Source organism: Nitratireductor aquimarinus, assembly GCF_017255295.1.
Taxonomy (GTDB): domain Bacteria; phylum Pseudomonadota; class Alphaproteobacteria; order Rhizobiales; family Rhizobiaceae; genus Nitratireductor; species Nitratireductor aquimarinus.
The window spans coordinates 204209-221571 of record NZ_JAFKDE010000005.1 but is presented as its reverse complement, the minus strand read 5'-3'; the positions used below and the strand labels follow the sequence as shown (position 1 = coordinate 221571).

General features: G+C 62.8%; 17 protein-coding genes. 7 read left to right on the top strand and 10 right to left on the bottom strand.

Annotated features, from left to right (window positions below; genetic code table 11):
• Positions 1-69 precede the first annotated feature (69 nt).
• Positions 70-1113: a DUF2332 domain-containing protein gene (locus JYP46_RS10290; protein WP_206548040.1), complete on the top strand. Its 1044-nt coding sequence runs from the start codon at positions 70-72 to the stop codon at positions 1111-1113.
• Positions 1114-1181: 68 nt separating this feature from the next.
• Here JYP46_RS10290 and JYP46_RS10285 read toward each other — a convergent pair whose 3' ends face one another.
• From JYP46_RS10285 to JYP46_RS10255, 7 genes are all read right to left on the bottom strand, one after another.
• Positions 1182-1793: a LysE family translocator gene (locus JYP46_RS10285; protein WP_113153536.1), complete on the bottom strand. Its 612-nt coding sequence runs from the start codon at positions 1791-1793 to the stop codon at positions 1182-1184.
• Between the two features lie 4 nt (positions 1794-1797).
• Positions 1798-2409 (bottom strand): LysE family translocator, encoded by a 612-nt coding sequence (locus tag JYP46_RS10280; RefSeq protein ID WP_206548039.1) that lies wholly within the window; start codon positions 2407-2409, stop codon positions 1798-1800.
• Between the two features lie 314 nt (positions 2410-2723).
• A complete protein-coding gene (locus JYP46_RS10275; protein WP_206548038.1) occupies positions 2724-3476 on the bottom strand; it encodes a class I SAM-dependent methyltransferase in 753 nt (250 codons plus the stop codon).
• Positions 3477-3507: 31 nt separating this feature from the next.
• The gene (typA, locus tag JYP46_RS10270) at positions 3508-5331 is read right to left on the bottom strand and encodes a translational GTPase TypA (protein ID WP_113153534.1); all 1824 of its coding nucleotides are present in this window, start codon (positions 5329-5331) and stop codon (positions 3508-3510) included.
• Between the two features lie 243 nt (positions 5332-5574).
• On the bottom strand, positions 5575-6471 hold the full coding sequence (locus tag JYP46_RS10265; protein WP_206545636.1) for an MBL fold metallo-hydrolase: 897 nt from the start codon (positions 6469-6471) through the stop codon (positions 5575-5577).
• A gap of 233 nt (positions 6472-6704) precedes the next feature.
• Entirely contained in the window at positions 6705-8273 is a 1569-nt protein-coding gene (locus JYP46_RS10260; protein WP_206548037.1) for an alkaline phosphatase D family protein, read from the bottom strand.
• Positions 8274-8411: 138 nt separating this feature from the next.
• Positions 8412-10466 (bottom strand): M3 family metallopeptidase, encoded by a 2055-nt coding sequence (locus JYP46_RS10255; RefSeq protein ID WP_206548036.1) that lies wholly within the window; start codon positions 10464-10466, stop codon positions 8412-8414.
• 143 nt (positions 10467-10609) lie between these two features.
• Between JYP46_RS10255 and JYP46_RS10250 the strand changes: the two genes are divergently transcribed.
• Together JYP46_RS10250 and JYP46_RS10245 are read left to right on the top strand one after the other, a co-directional pair.
• Entirely contained in the window at positions 10610-11089 is a 480-nt protein-coding gene (locus tag JYP46_RS10250) for a MarR family winged helix-turn-helix transcriptional regulator (protein WP_206548035.1), read from the top strand.
• A 2-nt stretch (positions 11090-11091) separates the two neighbouring features.
• A complete protein-coding gene (locus JYP46_RS10245) occupies positions 11092-12351 on the top strand; it encodes a multidrug effflux MFS transporter (protein ID WP_342357333.1) in 1260 nt (419 codons plus the stop codon).
• Positions 12352-12414: 63 nt separating this feature from the next.
• On the opposite strand, the gene JYP46_RS10240 is transcribed toward JYP46_RS10245, so the two are convergent.
• The 3 genes from JYP46_RS10240 to JYP46_RS10230 all read right to left on the bottom strand — a co-directional run bounded on the left by JYP46_RS10240 (position 12415) and on the right by JYP46_RS10230 (position 14313).
• Positions 12415-13059, bottom strand: a complete 645-nt coding sequence (locus JYP46_RS10240) for a carbonic anhydrase (protein ID WP_113153529.1) — start codon at positions 13057-13059, stop codon at positions 12415-12417.
• Between the two features lie 73 nt (positions 13060-13132).
• Positions 13133-14011 carry a pyridoxal kinase PdxY gene (gene pdxY, locus JYP46_RS10235; RefSeq protein ID WP_206545641.1) on the bottom strand — a complete coding sequence of 293 codons (879 nt, stop codon included), beginning with the start codon at positions 14009-14011 and terminating at the stop codon, positions 13133-13135.
• 8 nt (positions 14012-14019) lie between these two features.
• The gene (locus JYP46_RS10230; protein WP_222474045.1) at positions 14020-14313 is read right to left on the bottom strand and encodes a hypothetical protein; all 294 of its coding nucleotides are present in this window, start codon (positions 14311-14313) and stop codon (positions 14020-14022) included.
• A 184-nt stretch (positions 14314-14497) separates the two neighbouring features.
• Here JYP46_RS10230 and JYP46_RS10225 point away from each other — a divergent pair, with 184 nt between their 5' ends.
• The 4 genes from JYP46_RS10225 (at position 14498) to JYP46_RS10210 (ending at position 17229) form a co-directional block, all read left to right on the top strand.
• A complete protein-coding gene (locus JYP46_RS10225) occupies positions 14498-15136 on the top strand; it encodes a LemA family protein (protein WP_113153527.1) in 639 nt (212 codons plus the stop codon).
• Positions 15137-15149: 13 nt separating this feature from the next.
• The gene (locus JYP46_RS10220) at positions 15150-15989 is read left to right on the top strand and encodes a TPM domain-containing protein (RefSeq protein WP_206548034.1); all 840 of its coding nucleotides are present in this window, start codon (positions 15150-15152) and stop codon (positions 15987-15989) included.
• Between the two features lies 1 nt (position 15990).
• The gene (locus tag JYP46_RS10215) at positions 15991-16635 is read left to right on the top strand and encodes a TPM domain-containing protein (RefSeq protein ID WP_206548033.1); all 645 of its coding nucleotides are present in this window, start codon (positions 15991-15993) and stop codon (positions 16633-16635) included.
• An 87-nt stretch (positions 16636-16722) separates the two neighbouring features.
• The gene (locus tag JYP46_RS10210) at positions 16723-17229 is read left to right on the top strand and encodes a GNAT family N-acetyltransferase (RefSeq protein ID WP_206545645.1); all 507 of its coding nucleotides are present in this window, start codon (positions 16723-16725) and stop codon (positions 17227-17229) included.
• The last annotated feature ends 134 nt before the right edge of the window (positions 17230-17363 follow it).

The following is a 17363-nucleotide window of genomic DNA, read 5'->3' as shown; positions in this document are numbered from 1 at the left end:
TGCTGCGCTGCAACAAATCTCTTGGACGACGCATGCTAGCCTCTCCTTCAAACTTTGAAGGAGAACTGCATGGAAAGCCGGATCAGCGCACATTTCGAAAAGCAGGCCGAGGCCTGCGACCGTATGGGCTCCCCCTTCACCGCCCAGCTGTGCCGGCTTCTGCCTGAAATTCTGGATCGCAACACGAGAACCGGCGCGCGCGTGCTCGACTGGTCCGGAGCGCCCGGCGAAGATGCGCTGGCGCTGCGGCTTTGCGGCGGGCTTCATGCGCTGGTTCTGGCGGGAGAGGAGGCGGAGTTAGCCGGCGTCTATCCACCCGGAACGGCCTCGCGTGATGCCGTTGGCGCGGCTGTCGCCGGCACCATTGCGCGCCATGATGCACGGCTCTGCACCACTCTGGACAGCGCGCCGCAGACCAATGAGATCGCCCGCTCGGCCATGCTCCTGCCGGGTTTTCTCACGATTGCCCGCGAAACCGGCCTTCCGCTTGACCTTCGTGAGATCGGATCGAGCGCGGGGCTGAACCTTCTGTTCGACCGGTTCCACTATTGTTACGGCGAGAGCATCTGGGGCGATGCCGCCTCACCGGTAAAGCTCGCGCCAGAAGTGCGGGGCGCTGCGCCCGACCTTTCCGGCAGGCTTGAAATCGCCTCGCGCGAGGGCAGTGACATCGCCCCCATCGATGTTGCGCTGGAGAGCGAGCGCCTGCGTCTCACCTCCTATGTCTGGGCCGATCAGGCGGCGCGGCTCGAACGTCTTGTCGCGGCGATCAGCCTTGCGGATGGCGCTTCTCTCTCGCTGGAAAAGGCGGATGCGGCCGATTTTGTCGAGGCGGCGCTTGCCATGCGCGAACCCGACCGGGTGCTGGTGCTGTTTCACTCGATCATGTGGCAATATCTGCCGTTCGAAACGCAGTCCCGCATCGAGGGCGCGCTGGAAAAAGCGGGGTGCGCCGGCGGGGCGCCCATCGCCTGGCTGCGCATGGAGCCTTCCGACATGAAGGAGCCCTTCGCGCGCGTTTCGCTCACCCTGTGGCCGGAAGGCACGCGCCGCGATCTGGCGCGCTGCGACTTCCATGGCCGCTGGATCGAGTGGATTGGCGCTGACGTCTAGGGTCCTGACCCTAGAACGGTTCACCGTTGCAGGGAAACGCGGCCCTGAATGTCTGAGCGCCGAACGCCCTACCGCGCCGCGATGGCTGCTGCTGCACTTGCCATCAGCGATGCGCTTGTACGGTTGGCGATGCGCATGGCGCGCGGGCTTCTGAGCAGCTTTCGGGCCTGCGCCGCCGCGACGATCCAGCCCGCGTCCACCACCAGCAGCACGAGCAGCATGGTCAGTGTCAGCTCTGCCCAGCCCATCAGGGTCACCGAAGCCAGATCAATGATCGTGGGCAGCAGCGAGACGTAGAACATCATGATCTTGGGGTTGCCAAGCGTGACTGCCAGACCGGCGAAGAACAGCCGCCCGCCCGATTGCGCGTCGGGCACGGCGTCGTCCGGGTTCGTCACCGGCGCGGTCCACATTTTCCATGCGAGATAAAGCAGATAGGCCACGCCCGCATATTTGATGACCGAGAACACCAGATGGAAGCTTTCGGCGAGAACCGCGAGGCCGAAAATCGCGAAGGAAAGCCACACCGCTTCGCCGATCCACATCGCCACCATGAAGGGCAGGACATCGCCCCAGCCGCGCGTGATCACACGGGCCACGAGGGCGGCGATGCTGGGGCCGGGCGTGCCGGCAGCAACCAGAAGCGCGCCGGCGAAGATGACGAGAGCGGAGAGTTCCATCTGTCTACCTTGTCGAAAGGGCGAGGCGCAGTCCCAGCGCCGCAAAGGCTGCCGCGAAGGAGCGGCGCAGCCATTTCATGATCGTCGGGCTCGACAGAACCCTGCCGCGCACCAGCGACGCCATCTGCCCATAGAGCACGAAGACCACGAACGTCATGACCATGAAGACGAAGCCGAGCCACGCCATGTCGAGCGCGGGCAGGGCGCTTTCAGCAGGGATGAACTGGGGCAGGAACGCCAGAAAGAAGATCGACAGTTTCGGGTTCAGAATGTTGATGAGAAAACCGCGCCGGATGATGGCGCGATGTGCAATCGCCGTGCGGTCTGGCTCTGCATCAAGCATGCCGTTTTCCTTCAGCGCGCCCCATGCCATCCAGAGCAGGTAGAGCACGCCGGCGAATTTGACGATCTGGAAAAGCATGGCGCTGGCATGCAGCAGCGCGGCGATGCCGAGAATTGCGGCTGCGATGTGCGGCAGGATGCCGAGCGTGCACCCGAATGCCGCCGAAACCGAAGCAAGCCCCCCGCGACCAAGCGCAATCGCCAGCGTGTAAATCACGCCGGTGCCGGGAATCAGCACAACGACAAGCGCCGTGAGCAGAAATGCCGGATCCATCTGAGATCTCCTCCACAACCTTGTGGCGATTAGCGCGGGATGTTCGGGTGCTGTCAACCCGGCTGCGTCAGGCTGCTGCCATGGGAGGTGGTGTGAAGGATAGGCGGCGTCTCAGTCCGCGCCAGGCACCCTCGCCCTTCGACAGGCTCAGGATGAGGGTTGTTGGGACGTCTGCCAAACACTGATCCGCCGGATGCATCAGCCGCTGGATTGGCACCCGACACCGCAGTAACCCTCATCCTGAGCCTGTCGAAGGGCGAGGGTGCCCGGCGCGGCGTTGAAGCCGGCTCCATCCTGTAGCGGCCCTCAACGGGCTACGATGCCGTGTTGCGCCCAAGCGGGATGATCTCTCTCGACGCTGGCTCGAGCTGCCTGCCGGTCCAGTCCCCAAGCCAGCGGTCGACCGTTAGCCCGCAGTCATCCAGCAGAGCCGCAATAACGTGCATTGGCGTATAGCGAATGCGCGCCGTTGCCGTGTGGACCTCGCCACTCTTCAGCACCCGGTAGCTGTTTCGATAGCTGAGTATCTGTGTCTCATCATCGAAAACGGACTCGTTCCACGCCTCGACCTCACCATGCTTGGGATGTGTGAAACGGCGCAGTGTCTCTTCCTTCGTGCGGGTTTTCCCACCCGGGAAGTCCGGATTGCGACTGTCGAAGATAAAGCGGCCACCGGGTTTCAGGTGTTTGGCGATGGTCTCAATGACCGCTCGCTGATCGGCCTCGGTAAGGAAAACCTGAAACGTATGGCCGGTCAGGACAATCAGATCGAAACGTTCGGCCAGCCGGATTGTGCGGGCATCGCCCTCGATCCACTCCACCAACGGATCATTACGGCGACCGCGTGCAATGTCGAGCATTGCCCCTGCGGGATCAATTCCTACAAAACGATGGTTGTCGGCCAGCTGAGTGGCCAGCTCGCCTGTTCCGCAGCCAAGATCGAGAACCGAGTGGGCATCGCTGGCGAGTTTCCTGCAGAATGCGAGGTCGGGGCGCGCTGCCCCGCGATAATCATAGAACTGCGCGACATCAGGGTCGGCATAAAGTGTTTCGGCCAGGTTGCTCATGTGAACAACCTGGCCGGAAAGCAGTCAGACCTCAAGCCGCGCCGGCGCGGCTTTTCTCGAAGCGCTTGCGCTCGTGCGGGTCCAGGTAGAGCTTGCGCAGGCGGATCGACTTCGGCGTCACTTCCACCAGCTCATCGTCCTGAATCCAGGAAAGCGCGCGCTCCAGCGTCATGCGGATCGGCGGGGTCAGCTTCACGGCTTCGTCCTTGCCGGAGGCGCGGACGTTGGTGAGCTTCTTGCCCTTCAGCACGTTCACTTCCAGATCGTTGTCGCGGGAGTGAATGCCGATGATCATGCCCTGATAGACCTTCACGCCAGCGTCGATCACCATCGGGCCGCGGTCTTCCAGGTTGAACAGCGCGTAGGCTGCCGCCTCGCCGTCATCGTTGGAGATGAGCACGCCGTTGATGCGGCCGCCGATCTCGCCCTTGTAGGGCTGATAATCGTGGAACAGCCGGTTCATGATGGCCGTGCCGCGCGTGTCGGTCAGGAGCTCCGACTGGTAGCCGATCAGGCCGCGCGTCGGCGCGTGGAAGACAAGGCGCTGGCGGTCGCCGCCGGAGGGGCGCAGCTCGATCATCTCGGCTTTGCGCTCCGACATCTTCTGCACGACGATGCCGGAATGCTCCTCGTCCACGTCGATCACGACTTCTTCGATTGGCTCGAGAAGATTGCCATTCTCGTCCTTCTGCATCACCACGCGCGGACGCGAAACGGCAAGCTCGAAGCCCTCGCGGCGCATGGTCTCGATCAGAACGGCAAGCTGAAGCTCGCCACGGCCGGAGACGTAGAAGGAATCCTTGTCGTCGGCTTCCTCGATCTTCAGCGCGACATTGCCCTCGGCTTCCTTCAGGAGGCGGTCGCGGATCACGCGGCTCGTCACCTTGTCGCCCTCGGTGCCGGCCAGCGGCGAGTCGTTGACGATGAAGCTCATGGTCACCGTCGGCGGATCGATGGGCTGTGCCTCCATCGGCTGGTTGACGGAGGGATCGCAGAACGTGTCGGCCACCGTGCCCTTGGAGAGGCCGGCAATGGCGACGATATCGCCTGCCTGCGCTTCCTCGATGGGCTGGCGCTCGAGCCCGCGGAAGGCGAGGATCTTGGAAATACGGCCGGTCTCAAGCAGCGTGCCGTCGTGATGCAGCACCTTCACCGCCTGGTTCGGCTTGATGGAGCCGGCTGCCACGCGGCCGGTGATGATGCGGCCGAGGAACGGGTTGGCTTCCAGGATCGTGCCGATCATGCGGAACGGACCGGGCTCCGTGCTGGGCTCCGGCACATGCTTCAGCACCAGATCGAAGAGCGGGGTGAGGCCCTCATCCTTCGGACCTTCCGGGCTGTAGTTCATCCAGCCGTCGCGGCCCGAGCCGTAAAGGATCGGGAAGTCGAGCTGCTCGTCGGTGGCGTCGAGCGCTGCGAACAGGTCGAACACCTCGTTGATCACCTCGTCGGCGCGTGCGTCCGGGCGGTCGATCTTGTTGATGGCGACGATCGGCTTCAGGCCAACCTTCAGCGCCTTGCCGACAACGAACTTGGTCTGCGGCATCGGGCCTTCGGCCGCGTCCACCAGAAGAACTGCGCCATCCACCATGGAGAGGATGCGCTCCACCTCACCACCAAAGTCGGCGTGTCCGGGCGTATCGACGATGTTGATGCGGGTGTCGTTCCATTCCACCGAGGTGGCCTTGGCAAGAATGGTGATGCCGCGTTCTTTTTCGATCTCGTTGGAGTCCATGACGCGTTCGGCGACGCGCTGGTTCTCGCGGAACGCGCCGGACTGCTTCATAAGCTCGTCGACGAGTGTCGTTTTCCCATGGTCAACGTGGGCGATAATCGCAATGTTGCGCAGTTTCATATGTGCTCTTTGGGGTCGGTAGGCGCGCGAAAGGCAAGGCGCGGCCCTGTTGCGTTGCCGCGCTCTTACAGGTTTTTTCGCAATTGCGAAAGTCCGCAGTGCCCGTTGTCGACCCCGGGACCGCTCAAATCATTGTTTTTGCGCAATTCCGGACGGAAAACCGGTTCCCGCTTTTCCTGGAATTGTCTAGCGCATCGGCCCGAAAATCGGGATCGATTTTCGGAAAGCACGATGCACGGCGCTCTAGCCCCAGGAAGCGCCTTCAAGCGCGTTGAGCGGAAACTTCAGATAGCGCTCGCCATTGGCTTCCGGCGCGGGAAGCTGGCCCGCATTCATGTTCACCTGAAGCGCGTGCAGAATGAGCTTCGGCATGGGCAGCGTCCTGTCGCGCGCCTCGCGCACGGCAACGAATTCCGCCTCTGTCGCGCATTTCGACATGTGGCTGTTGGTGGCCTTCTGCTCGGCAACCGTGCTTTCGAAGCGCGGCTCGCGTCCGCCCGGCTGATAGTCATGGCCGACGAAGATGCGCGTTTCGTCCGGCAGGCTGAGAATGTCCTGAATGGACTTCCAGAGCCGCTCCGCGCTGCCGCCGGGAAAGTCGCAGCGCGCCGTGCCGGAATCGGGCATGAACAGCGTGTCGTGCACGAAGGCCGCATCGCCGATCACATAGGTGATCGAGGCCAGCGTGTGACCGGGCGAGAACATGACCTTTGCCGGCAAAGATCCGATGGTGAAAGTCTCGCCGTCAGCGAAAAGCCTGTCCCACTGCGATCCGTCTGCCTGGAACTCCGGCCAGTTGTAGATGCCTTTCCAGAGCTTCTGCACCTCGACCACCTTCTCGCCGATGGCGATCGGCTTTCCGGTTCTGGTTTTCAGATAGCTCGCGGCTGAAAAATGATCGGCATGGGGATGGGTGTCGAGAATCCACTCGAGCTCGAGCCCCTTCTCCTCGATGAAGGCGAGGAGCCGGTCGGCGTTTTCCGTGGAGGTTGCGCCGGATTTCTCGTCGAAATCGAGAACGGGATCGATGATTGCGCATTTGCCGGTCGCCGGATCTGCGACGACATACTGTGCCGAGAAGGTGCGCCTGTCGAAGAAGACGGTCACGTCTGGCCGGGCAGGACCTGCGTCTGCGGTCATTTCGGCTCCCTGGGGCGCGCCTGTCTGATGCATCTTGCTCTCCACGGTTTTCGACAGCTTTCCGGGTTTAGTTAGTGTGCGTTGCGGAAAGATGCAATTTCGCAGACTGCGACCAATTGGGCATGATTTTCTAAGAGTAACCGGATTGCCTCCAGTCATTTGCGTGACACATGCCTCGCGCGAAACAAAAAACCGGGGCGCAAAGGCCCCGGTTCGAGTGCATGCGCTCAGTGTCAGGCCGAGCGCACGGGATCGAGCGTCATTGTGTAGAGCTCGTTGTCATCGCGATCCATCAGGCGCACCGTCATCTGCTGTGTGTCGGCATCGATGTCGACCAGGCCGAAGAACTGGAAGCCGTCGGAAGGCGGCAGGTTCACGCCCTGCTCCTTGCTCGGGGCCTTCACATATTTCAGTTCCGGGCCGAAGGTCTGGTCCAGATCGTTGGGGCCGAACGTGCCGGCGTGCAGCGGGCCGGACACGAATTCCCAGAACGGGTTGAAGTCCTGGAACTGCGCCTTGTCGGGATTGTAGTAGTGGGCAGCCGTGTAGTGCACGTCGGCAGTCAGCCACACCGTGTTCTCGATGCCCGCATTCTTGATGAAACGCAGCAGCTCGGCGATTTCCAGCTCGCGGCCCTTGGCAGCGCCATCGTCGCCATTTGCAATCGCCTCGATCTTCTCGCCGTCACGCACCACAAGGCCGATCGGCATGTCGCAGGCGATCACCTTCCAGGTGGCGCGCGAGTTCGAGAGTTCGCGCTTCAGCCACTGCATCTGCGCATCGCCCAGAATGCGGGCCTCATCGCTCAGCTCATCCTGCATGGAAGCGGTGTTGGGGCCGCGATAGGAGCGCAGGTCGAGGAAGAACACGTCCAGCATCGGCCCGTAGGCGATCTTGCGGTAGACGCGGCCGGGCTCTGCCGGGGTGAAGCGGATCGGCGACATCTCGTGGAACGCGCGGGCAGCGCGCGCCTGCAGAAGCGCCACCGACTTCTCGGTGTAGCGGTCGTCTTCGGTGAGGTCCTTGGAGGCCGACCAGTTGTTGACCACTTCATGGTCATCCCACTGGAAGAAGGTCGGGCACACGGCGTTCAGCGCGCGCACATGATCGTCCATCATGTTGTACTTCCACTGGCCGCGGAACTCGTCCAGCGTTTCAGCGACCTTGCGCTTCTCGTCGATCACCACCTTGTTGACCCATTTGGAGCCGTCCTTCAGCTCCACCTCGTCCTGGATCGGGCCATCGGCATAGATCGTGTCGCCGGAATGCAGGAAGAAGTCGGGCTCGTGCTTCGACATGGTGGCATAGGTCTTCATGCCGGTCTCATCGATGCCCCAGCCCTGGCCGGCGGTGTCGCCCGACCAGGCGAAACGGATGTCGCGGCGTGCGGAGGGCGCGGTGCGGAAGCGTCCGACAATCGGCTCCGAGCGCGCCGAAACGTCGGAGAGATCCACGGCGGTCATGCGGTAGAAAATATCCTGATCGGGCGTCAGGTTCTCCAGCAGCCTTTTCACGGCGAGATCGCTGTCGGGCAGGGCGTCGAGGCTCGGCAGCCGCGTCGGGTTGGCGAAGCTCTCGGTGGTCGAGACTTCAAACTCCACCCGCGCCGGGCGATCCGTGCGGGTCCAGATCATGCCGGTCGTGGTGTCCACGTCGCCGGACTGGACGCCATGGGTGAAGACGGGGCGCGACGAGGCGCGCGAAATGGCGGGCATGGCCAGCCCGCCAAGCGTGGTGGCAAGTGCGGTTGCGCCGCTTCCGATCAGGAATTTGCGGCGGGTGCTCACTCCAAAGGACTTCATGACAGTCTCCCTCGATCTGGTTGGGTCGTGGGAGGCAATTTCACCGTTTAGTGTGGCAACCGGTTATCGGCGGCGTGACATCTATCTGACCATTGAATGACGGCCCGCAGGCAGGCCGTCATCGTCAGGTTCTCGGGCCTAGGCGAGCCCCTTCTTTTCCATCATGGCTTCCGGCGTTGGCATGCGCCCGCGGAACGCCTTGTAAAGCTCTTCGGGATCAGCCGACCCGCCGGCCGCATAGATGTGCCGGAGCAGTTTCTTCGCGGTTTCCGGATCGAACGGATCGCCCGTTTCCTCGAAGGCGCGGAAGGCGTCTGCGTCGAGCACTTCCGACCACATATAGGAATAATAGCCGGCTGAATAACCATCGCCCGCAAACACATGCAGGAAATGCGGCGTTCGGTGGCGCATCACGATGGCGTCCGGCATTTCCATCTGCTTCAGCGTTTCCGCCTCGAAGTCCAGCGGCGCTTCGGGTGCTTCGGCCTGGCTGTGGAACGCCATGTCCATCAGCGCCGAGGCGGTGAACTCCACCGTTGCAAAGCCGGCGTCGAAGGTGCGCGCCGCGCGCATCTTCTCAAGCAGTTCCTGCGGCATGGGCTGGCCGGTTTCGTGATGCAGGGCGAATTTCTGCAGCACCTCCGGCACGGTGAACCAGTGCTCATAGAGCTGCGAGGGCAGCTCCACGAAGTCGCGGGAGACCGAGGTGCCGGAAATCGACGGCCAGGTCACGTCGCTCAGAAGCCCGTGCAGCGCATGGCCGAATTCGTGAAACAATGTGCGTGCTTCATCGACCGAGAGAAGGGCAGGGGTGCCCTTGGGCGGCTTTGCGAAGTTCATCACATTGTAGATGATCGGCGTCTTGCCGGCGCCCAGCCGATAGCCCGACTGCAACCCGCTCATCCATGCGCCGGAGCGCTTGGACGGGCGATTGAAATAGTCGGCCAGGAAAAGGCCGCGTTGCGAGCCGTCGGCATTGCGCACGATGAAGGTGCGCACGTCTTCATGCCAGGCCGGAACGCCCTTCTGCTCCTCGAAGGTCAGGCCGAACAGCCGGTTGGCGACGTCGAAGGAGGCGGCGATCACGTTTTCGAGTGCGAGATAGGGTTTCAGCGCGCTTTCATCGAAGGCAAAGCGCTCGGCGCGCCGCTTCTCCGCATAATAGCGCCAGTCCCAGGGGGCGATGGCGTGGTTCTGGCCGTCTTCGGCTGCCAGTCTCGCCAGTTCCTTTTCGTCTTCGGCGGCTTTCTCGCGCGCCTTTCGCCAGACCGGCTGCAAAAGCTCCTGCACGGCCTCCGGCGTTTTCGCCATCGTGTCGTCCAGCTTCAGCGCGGCATAGGTTTCATAGCCGAGCAATCGCGCCTTTTCTGCGCGAAGCTTCAGCGTGCTCGCAATAATGTCGGCGTTGTCCGTGTCGCCGCCATTCTCGCCGCGTTTGGCGAATGCGTTGAACACCTTCTCGCGCAGGTCGCGCCGTTCGGAGGAGGCAAGGAACGGTTCCACGATGGAGCGTGAGAGCGTTGCTGCATAGCGCCCCTTCTCGCCGCGCGCTTCGGCGGCTTCCGCCATGGCGCTCTTCAGCGCGTCGGAGAGCCCGGCCAGGTCGTTTTCCTCCAGAAACAGTGACCAGCCGCTTTCGTCTGCAAGCACGTTCTGGCCAAATTTCGCGCCAAGCCCGGCCAGTTCCTCATTGATCACGGCAAGCCGCGCCTTGTCGTCTGCGTCGAGCTGCGCGCCACCGCGCACAAAGCGCTTCCAGACTTTTTCAAGAACGCGGTCGGTCTCTGCATCAAGGTCGAGCGTGTTGCGCGCCTGATAAAGCCGGTCGATGCGCTCAAACAGCGCCGCGTTCATGAGAACGGACGAGATGTGCCGGGCCATGCGCGGCGAGATCTCCCGTTCCAGCGCCTGGATCGTCTCATTGGTGTGTGCGCCTGCGCGGCACCAGAAGATGGCCGAGACCCGCGAGAGCGCTTCACCGGCGAGTTCCATCGCCGCCAGCGTGTTCTCGATGTCCGGCGCGTCTGGATTGTTGGCGATCTGCTCGATCTCCGCCTCATGGGCAGCGATGGCTACCTCGAAAGCGGGCGCAAACGCGGCATCGTCGAATGCGGTGAAATCCGGCAGGCCGTGCGGCCCGGTCCAGTTCGTCAGCGGGTGCGTTGCAAGATCGATGGGAGCGGATTTCTGCATGGCGTTTCCGGTTCGTTGGAGGAACAGAGCCCTTGCGATGTAAGCGCTGGCGGCTGACGGCGCAATGGCCGGAGTTGACGATGATAGGGGCTGACTATATGTATGGCTTATATTAAGTTTGCCTTATAATAAGGGTCTTTTTGATGACGCAGCACGTGAATCCGGAGTCCTTCGGTTTCCTCATCGCAGACGTTTATCGTCTGATCAGAAACACGATGGATCGGGCAATTTCCAATGCCGGTATCGGCGTGACGCCCGGTGAGGCGCGCACGCTGGTTCATGCAGCGCGCGCCGGCGCAGTTCGCCAGAATGTTCTCGCAGAGCGCATGGGCGTCGAGGCGATGACGCTGAGCGGCTATCTCGACCGGCTTGAGGCGCGCGATCTCGTGCGCCGTGCGAACGACCCGTCCGACCGTCGGGCAAAGCTCGTCGAGTTGACGGACAAGGCCGATGCGGTGCTTGAGGCCATTGGCCGGGTGGGCACCGAGATGCGGCGCAGCGCTGCCGGCACGCTCAGCGAAGCCGAGTGGGACGAAATGCTCGAGAAACTGAAAGTGGTGCGGGCCAATCTGGCGGGCCTGTCGCAAAAGCCTGCCGCGCCACGGCAGGGGGAGCCCTTATGAACATGCGCGCAGAAGCACCGGATGCCGAAACCCCGCCACCGCCGCTGATGAGCGAACGGCGGGTCAGCATCATCGGTGCGCTGCTGGTGGCGCTCGGGCCCGTTTCGATGGCGCTATTCACGCCTGCGCTGCCGGAGATCGTCGAGGCTTTCGGCACCACGGAAGCGGCGGTCAAGATGACCATATCGCTATACTTTGCCGGCTTTGCAGTGGCGCAGCTGTTCTGCGGCCCCCTGTCGGATGGCCTCGGGCGCAAGCCCGTCACCTTCGCCTTCATCGCGATCTATGTGGTGGCGAGCTTCATCGCGCTGATCTCACCCAATATCGAAACGCTGATCGCCGCCCGCTTTCTACAGGGCTTTGGCGCGGCCGTCGGCGTGGCCGTTTCACGCGCCATCGTGCGCGATCTTTTCACGAATGAAAGTTCCGCCCGGATCATGAACCTGGTCGGCATCATTCTTGCCGTGGGGCCGGCCTTCGCGCCGACGCTCGGCGGTCTGACGATGCAGATAGCCGGCTGGCACGCCATCTTCATTCTCATGCTGGTGGCGGGACTGGTGATCGCGCTCATCATCCATTTCTGTATGCGCGAGACCGTCGAGCGCGATCTCTCGCGCATCAGCCCGAAGGCGCTGGTCCACTCCTATGGCCTGCTTCTGAGCAATGGCTACTTCATGCTGTCGAGCTTCGTCATCGCCGGTGCGGTCGGCGCGCTCTATACGCAGGCAACCGTTCTGCCTTTCATTCTGATGGACAATGTCGGCATGACACCCGCCGAGTTTGGCCTCGGCATGCTGGCGCAATCGGGCATGTATTTCGTCGGCGCTGTCGCCGCGCGGCAGTTGATGAAGTCGCTCGGCGCTTACAGGCTCGTGCCCATCGGCCTCACGGCCATCGGTGTGGGCAGCCTGCTTCTGGTGTTTGCGCTCACCCTGTTCGAGCCCAGCTTCATCGGCGTGATGGGGCCGGTCGGCGTTTATGCCTTCGGCATCGCTTTCGTGATGCCGGCCATGATGACGGCGGGCCTTGCCCCATTCCCCCGCATTGCGGGCTCCGCATCGTCGCTGACGGGCTTTCTTCAGATGACCACAGGGCTCGCCGGCGGAACCATCGCCGCACTCATCGGCGATCCCGTTCTGGCCATGGTGCTCATCATCCCGACGCTTGGAACGGTGGCAATCGTTTCATGGATCATCTGGAACAGGCTGCCGGAGCCAACGCTGGCAACGGCTTTGCGGCATGGTCCGACAGGCCCCGTCTGATACGGGGCCATCGCGCTTCGCTTTTGGTGAAAAGTCAGGCGATCCCGCCTGACAGTATCGGGTCTACTCGAAGTCCGGCCGTTCGAAATCGCCGGTCTTGGGGTCCATCACCCACAGCTCGCCGCTCGAAATGTCGAACCACGCGCCGTGCAGGGTGAGCCTGCCCTTGTCTTCGAGGATTTTCACGCAGGGAAAGCTGCGCAGGTTTTCCACCTGGTAGCGGATCGAGATGCGCTCAAGCGCTGTCTGGCGCTCGGCCTTTGTCATCATCTCGTTCTCGGCCAGGGCTTCTGCGGCCGGCTTGACCAGCCCCATCCATTTGCCGATGAAGTCGCCGGGTGAAAGCGGCTCGGCCGAGCGGTTCAGCGCCGCGCCAATGCCGCCGCAGCGTCCATGCCCCATCACGACGATGTGCTTCACCTTGAGGCTCTGCACCGCGAATTCCAGGGCTGCGGACGTGCCGTGATGCTGCCCGTCCGGCGCATAGGGCGGCACGAGGTTGGCCACGTTGCGCACGACGAAAAGCTCGCCGGGGCCGCAGTCGAAAATCGTTTCCGGCGCCGCGCGTGAATCACAGCAGGCGATGACCATGGTTTTCGGGGATTGGCCATCCTTGGCCAATGCGCGATAGCGATCGCTCTCGGAGCTGTAACGGCCCGCCATGAAGTTGCGGTAGCCGGCGATAAGACGGTCTGGCAGATGGGTCATGGAATTCCGAATAACGGTAAACCGTTCTTCGGGCAATCCGGTTTATGCGTTTGCCCGCAGGCTCAGACCGCCGTCATGCCTCCGCGGTTTCCGCCACATGCTCGATCTCGATGCTCATTTCCGGGCGCGTCAGGATCTGCCGGTCGGTTTCGAGCATCAGTTCGTTCGAGCCGCGTTCTGCCGCCTTGTTGAGGATCGCCACAACCGAGCCCGTCGTCTTTGCAAGCGCTTCTTCCCGCGTCTCGCCTGCGAGCAGCCGGGCGAGATAGAGCGCTGCCGTCAGATCGCCCGTCCCGTTCGGCGCGCTTGGAATGCTGTCATGCACGGCGCGCAGAACGTCCGTCTCGCTCACCAGAAGATTGGCGAGCCGGTCGGGGCTGCTGGCCGGCGCTGACGTCACCATTACATCCGCCGGCGGGGCCTGCCGCGCCGCGCGAATGGCGCTTTCCGTGCCGGAAATCTCCATCCCCGTCAGCCACGCCAGCTCATAGCGGTTCGGCGTGGTGATGTCGGCCAGTGGCAGCAGCTGATCACGGATCGCCGTTGCCGTCGCCTCCGGCACGTAAAGCCCGCCCTTGTCGCCCAGAACGGGGTCGCAGACATAGCGCGCCTGCGGGTTATGTGCCTTCAGGGTTTTCACCAGCCCGGCAATCGCCGTCGCCTGTTCCGGCCCGCCCAGATAGCCTGTCAGCACGGCCGACACTTCACCCAGCCAGGGGGCGTTTTCCAGATCGTGAATGAAGCGCGCGAACTGATCTGCTTCCGGCACGATGCGCGTCGCCGGCCCATGGCCGGGGTGCCAGGGCAGAATGACCGTCGGCACCGCCCAGACCGGAAAGCCCAGTGCCTCAAGGGTAAAAACGGCCGCCCTGTTGCCAACGCTGCCGCGCGCCACATGGCTTGAAATGACGATAACGGCGCGCGCCTCGCCCCGGTTGTCCTGATTGGTCATGCTGTCCGTTATCCGCCGATTATGCCGAAGACGTAGAGTAGGAGCCAGAGGATCAGGGCCGTCAGCGTGGTCACGGCGATGGCCCTGCCGATGCGGGTGCCCCAGAGTTCAATCGGGTCGTTCTGCTCTGCATCGGTAGCTGCCACGTGATCGCGCACGCGCGTCATCATGGAGCTGCCTTCGCTCTCGCGGCCAACCCGGTCGAGAATCCGGCGCGACTCCGCTTCGGCTTCCTGATCCTGTTTGTTTCCCGACCCCATCTGAAAACCCGTTGCAGTGGATTTGCGATAACCGTACAGCATGGGCAGCCTGATCGGAATTGGTTTCCTGTCAGTGGCCCATGTTCTAGATCGCCGTGCGCCCATTCCGGCGCACAAAGGACGATCTAAGCGATTGATGGAGCATCGGAATAACCGAAAACCGGTTTCCACTTTTCGGTCCGATGCTCTAATGTTCCCAGAACCAATGTTTCGGAGGCGCTCCTTCATGCCGATTGCCAAGCCGCTCGCCGCTGTCTCTCAGCGCGGCCTTCTTTCTCTTCTGGCGCTCTTCGTGATGTTGCCGCTGCTTTCTGCCTGCGGGTTCAACACCATCCCCACCCGTGAGGAACAGGCCAAGGCCGCCTGGAGCGAAGTGCTGAACCAGTATCAGCGCCGCGCCGACCTCATCCCGAACCTGGTCGAAACGGTGAAGGGCTATGCCTCCCACGAGCGCGAGGTTCTGGAAGGCCTCGTCGAGGCGCGCGCAAAGGCCACCCAGGTTCAGGTGTCGACGGACATGCTCACCGATCCCGAAGCCTTCAAGGCGTTTCAGGAGAGCCAGGCCGGCCTGACCGGCGCGCTGTCGCGCCTTCTGGCCGTCGTCGAGAACTATCCGGATCTGAAGGCGAGCCAGAACTTCCTGGCGCTGCAGGCCCAGCTTGAGGGCACGGAAAACCGCATCGCCGTCGCCCGGCGCGACTATATCGAGGCGGTTCGCCTCTACAACACGTCGCTGAAGACACTGCCCTCCATGCTGTGGGCGATGTTCTGGTTCACGGGCAACGAGCCTTATGAGACCTTCACCATCTCGCAGGAGCAGATGGATGCGCCGTCGGTCAATTTCGGCACGAACAGCGGCGGCTGACGGAGACTGATCGATGGGGGAGGCAGTCCGGCGGTGTCCCGCCGCACGTGATCGCCAGCGCCTTTGGCTTGCCCTTGCGGCTGGCCTTGTCGCTCTGTTTCTGGCATCGGCGCTGGCCGCTGCGGAACTGCCCCGGCTCACCGGGCGGGTGGTCGATGACGCCGGCATCCTCAATGCGGAAACCACGGCACGCCTGACCGGAAAACTCGAAGCTTTCGAGCAGAAATCCTCCGACCAGATTGTCGTCGCCACCATTCGCAGCCTCGATGGCGAGGCGCTGGAGCCATTCGCCAACCGTCTCTTCCGCGCATGGGGGCTGGGGCAGGCGGGTGAGGACAATGGCGTCCTGCTTCTGGTCGCGCTCGATGACCGCAAGATGCGGATCGAGGTCGGCTATGGTCTCGAAGGCACGCTGACCGACCTGCACTCCAAACTCATCATCGAAAACACCATGGTGCCGGCCTTCCGCGCTGGCGATTACGACGCCGGCATTGATGGCGCGGTGGATGACATCATCATGGTGCTGGAGGGCAATGCGGCGGAGCTCGAGGCCCGCGCCCGGCGCAGCCAGCAGCAAGATGACAGCATTCCCTGGCCGACGATCCTGTTCTTCATCGTCTGGGGCACCTTCTTCTTCGGCGGTTTCGCCATGGCGCTTCTGCCGCCCATCTTTGGGCGCAAGATCGGGCCGGGCCAGTATGAGTGGCTCGGCATGAAGGTGAATTACAAGAAGTCCAGCGGGCGCTCCGGACGCAGCTCCTCCGGCGGATGGTCTTCCGGCGGCAGCAGTGGCGGGGGCTTTTCCGGCGGCGGCGGTTCGTCCGGCGGCGGCGGTGCTTCGGGGAGCTGGTAGGATGTTGCGAAAGATCAGGACACTGACGGACGAAGAACATGCCCGCATCGCAAAGGCGATCCGTGATGCCGAGCGCAGCACTGCGGGCGAAATCTACTGCGTGCTCACGCGGTCCAGCGATCCTTATCTCTATCCCGCCGGCCTCATCGTCGCGCTGGCAATCCTCATTCTCGGGCCGTTTCTGGCGCTGGCGCTCAGGCATTGGTGGATTTCCGTCGATCCCGTGGTTTTCGCCGCTGCGCAGCTCGCGGCATTTGCCGCGGCCGGCGCTCTTCTGATCGCTTTCCGGGGGCTGCGCGTTGCGCTTGTGCCCAGGGCGCTGAAATACCGGCGCGCCCACGAGAAAGCGCAGAACCAGTTTTTCGCCCACAACATCCATGTGACCGAGGGCCGGACCGGCGTTCTCATTTTCGTTTCGCTGGCGGAACGCTACGTGGAAATCGTGGCTGACCGCGAGATCGACGCCTGTGTCGAACAGCGTGTCTGGAACGAGGGCGTCGCCATGATGCTGGAGCATGCGCGCCGCGGCACGCTGGCCGACGGGTTTGTCGAAACCGTTGGCTACGCCGGAGAGGTGCTTGCACAGCATTTCCCCGCCGGCCGGCTTAATCCCAATGAAATCGAAGACCGTTTGACGGAAATCTGAGCGCTTTCGGCTGCCTGTGCGCGACCGCAAAGATGAGCGCTCTAATGCTTGCGCATGTCGACCCGACGCAGCTATGGTTAAGAAACTATGAACACGCTGACGATCGACATCAGACGAGCAGAGCCGGAAGACGCCGAGGCGGTGGCCGCAGTCCACGATAGCGCGTGGCGCGGGGCCTATACCGGCATCATCCCCTATCAGGCGCTGGGGCGCATGATCGGTCGTCGTGGTCCGCGCTGGTGGGCCAATGCGATTCGTCGGTCCGCCACCGTTCTCGTCATCGAGATCGGCGGAGAGATTGCCGGCTACGCAACGCTCGGGCGCAACCGTGCCCGTGAGCTGACGCAGGAAGGCGAGATTTACGAGCTCTACCTGCGGCCTGAATATCAGGGCGTCGGTCTTGGCACGCGGCTCTTCCAGGCCGCGCGCGACATGCTGTCGGCCCATGGCCTGAACGGTCTTGTCGTGTGGGCGCTGGAAGACAATGAGGCAGCGCTGGCGTTCTATGCCGGTGCTGGCGGGCGCGACATTGCCGAGGGCGTCGAGGTGTTTCACAGCCGGGCGCTGCGCAAGCTGGCCTTCGTCTGGGATTGATCTTCGACCCTGCTGCGCATGTCTTTCCGGCTTGCGCGCGCACCATCAAAATTTCGCACTGCACCATTCGCTGCATTGCCATGCGGCCTGTGACGCGATAAAGCGGCAGCCATCCATTTCCGGGTTGCCTCGTC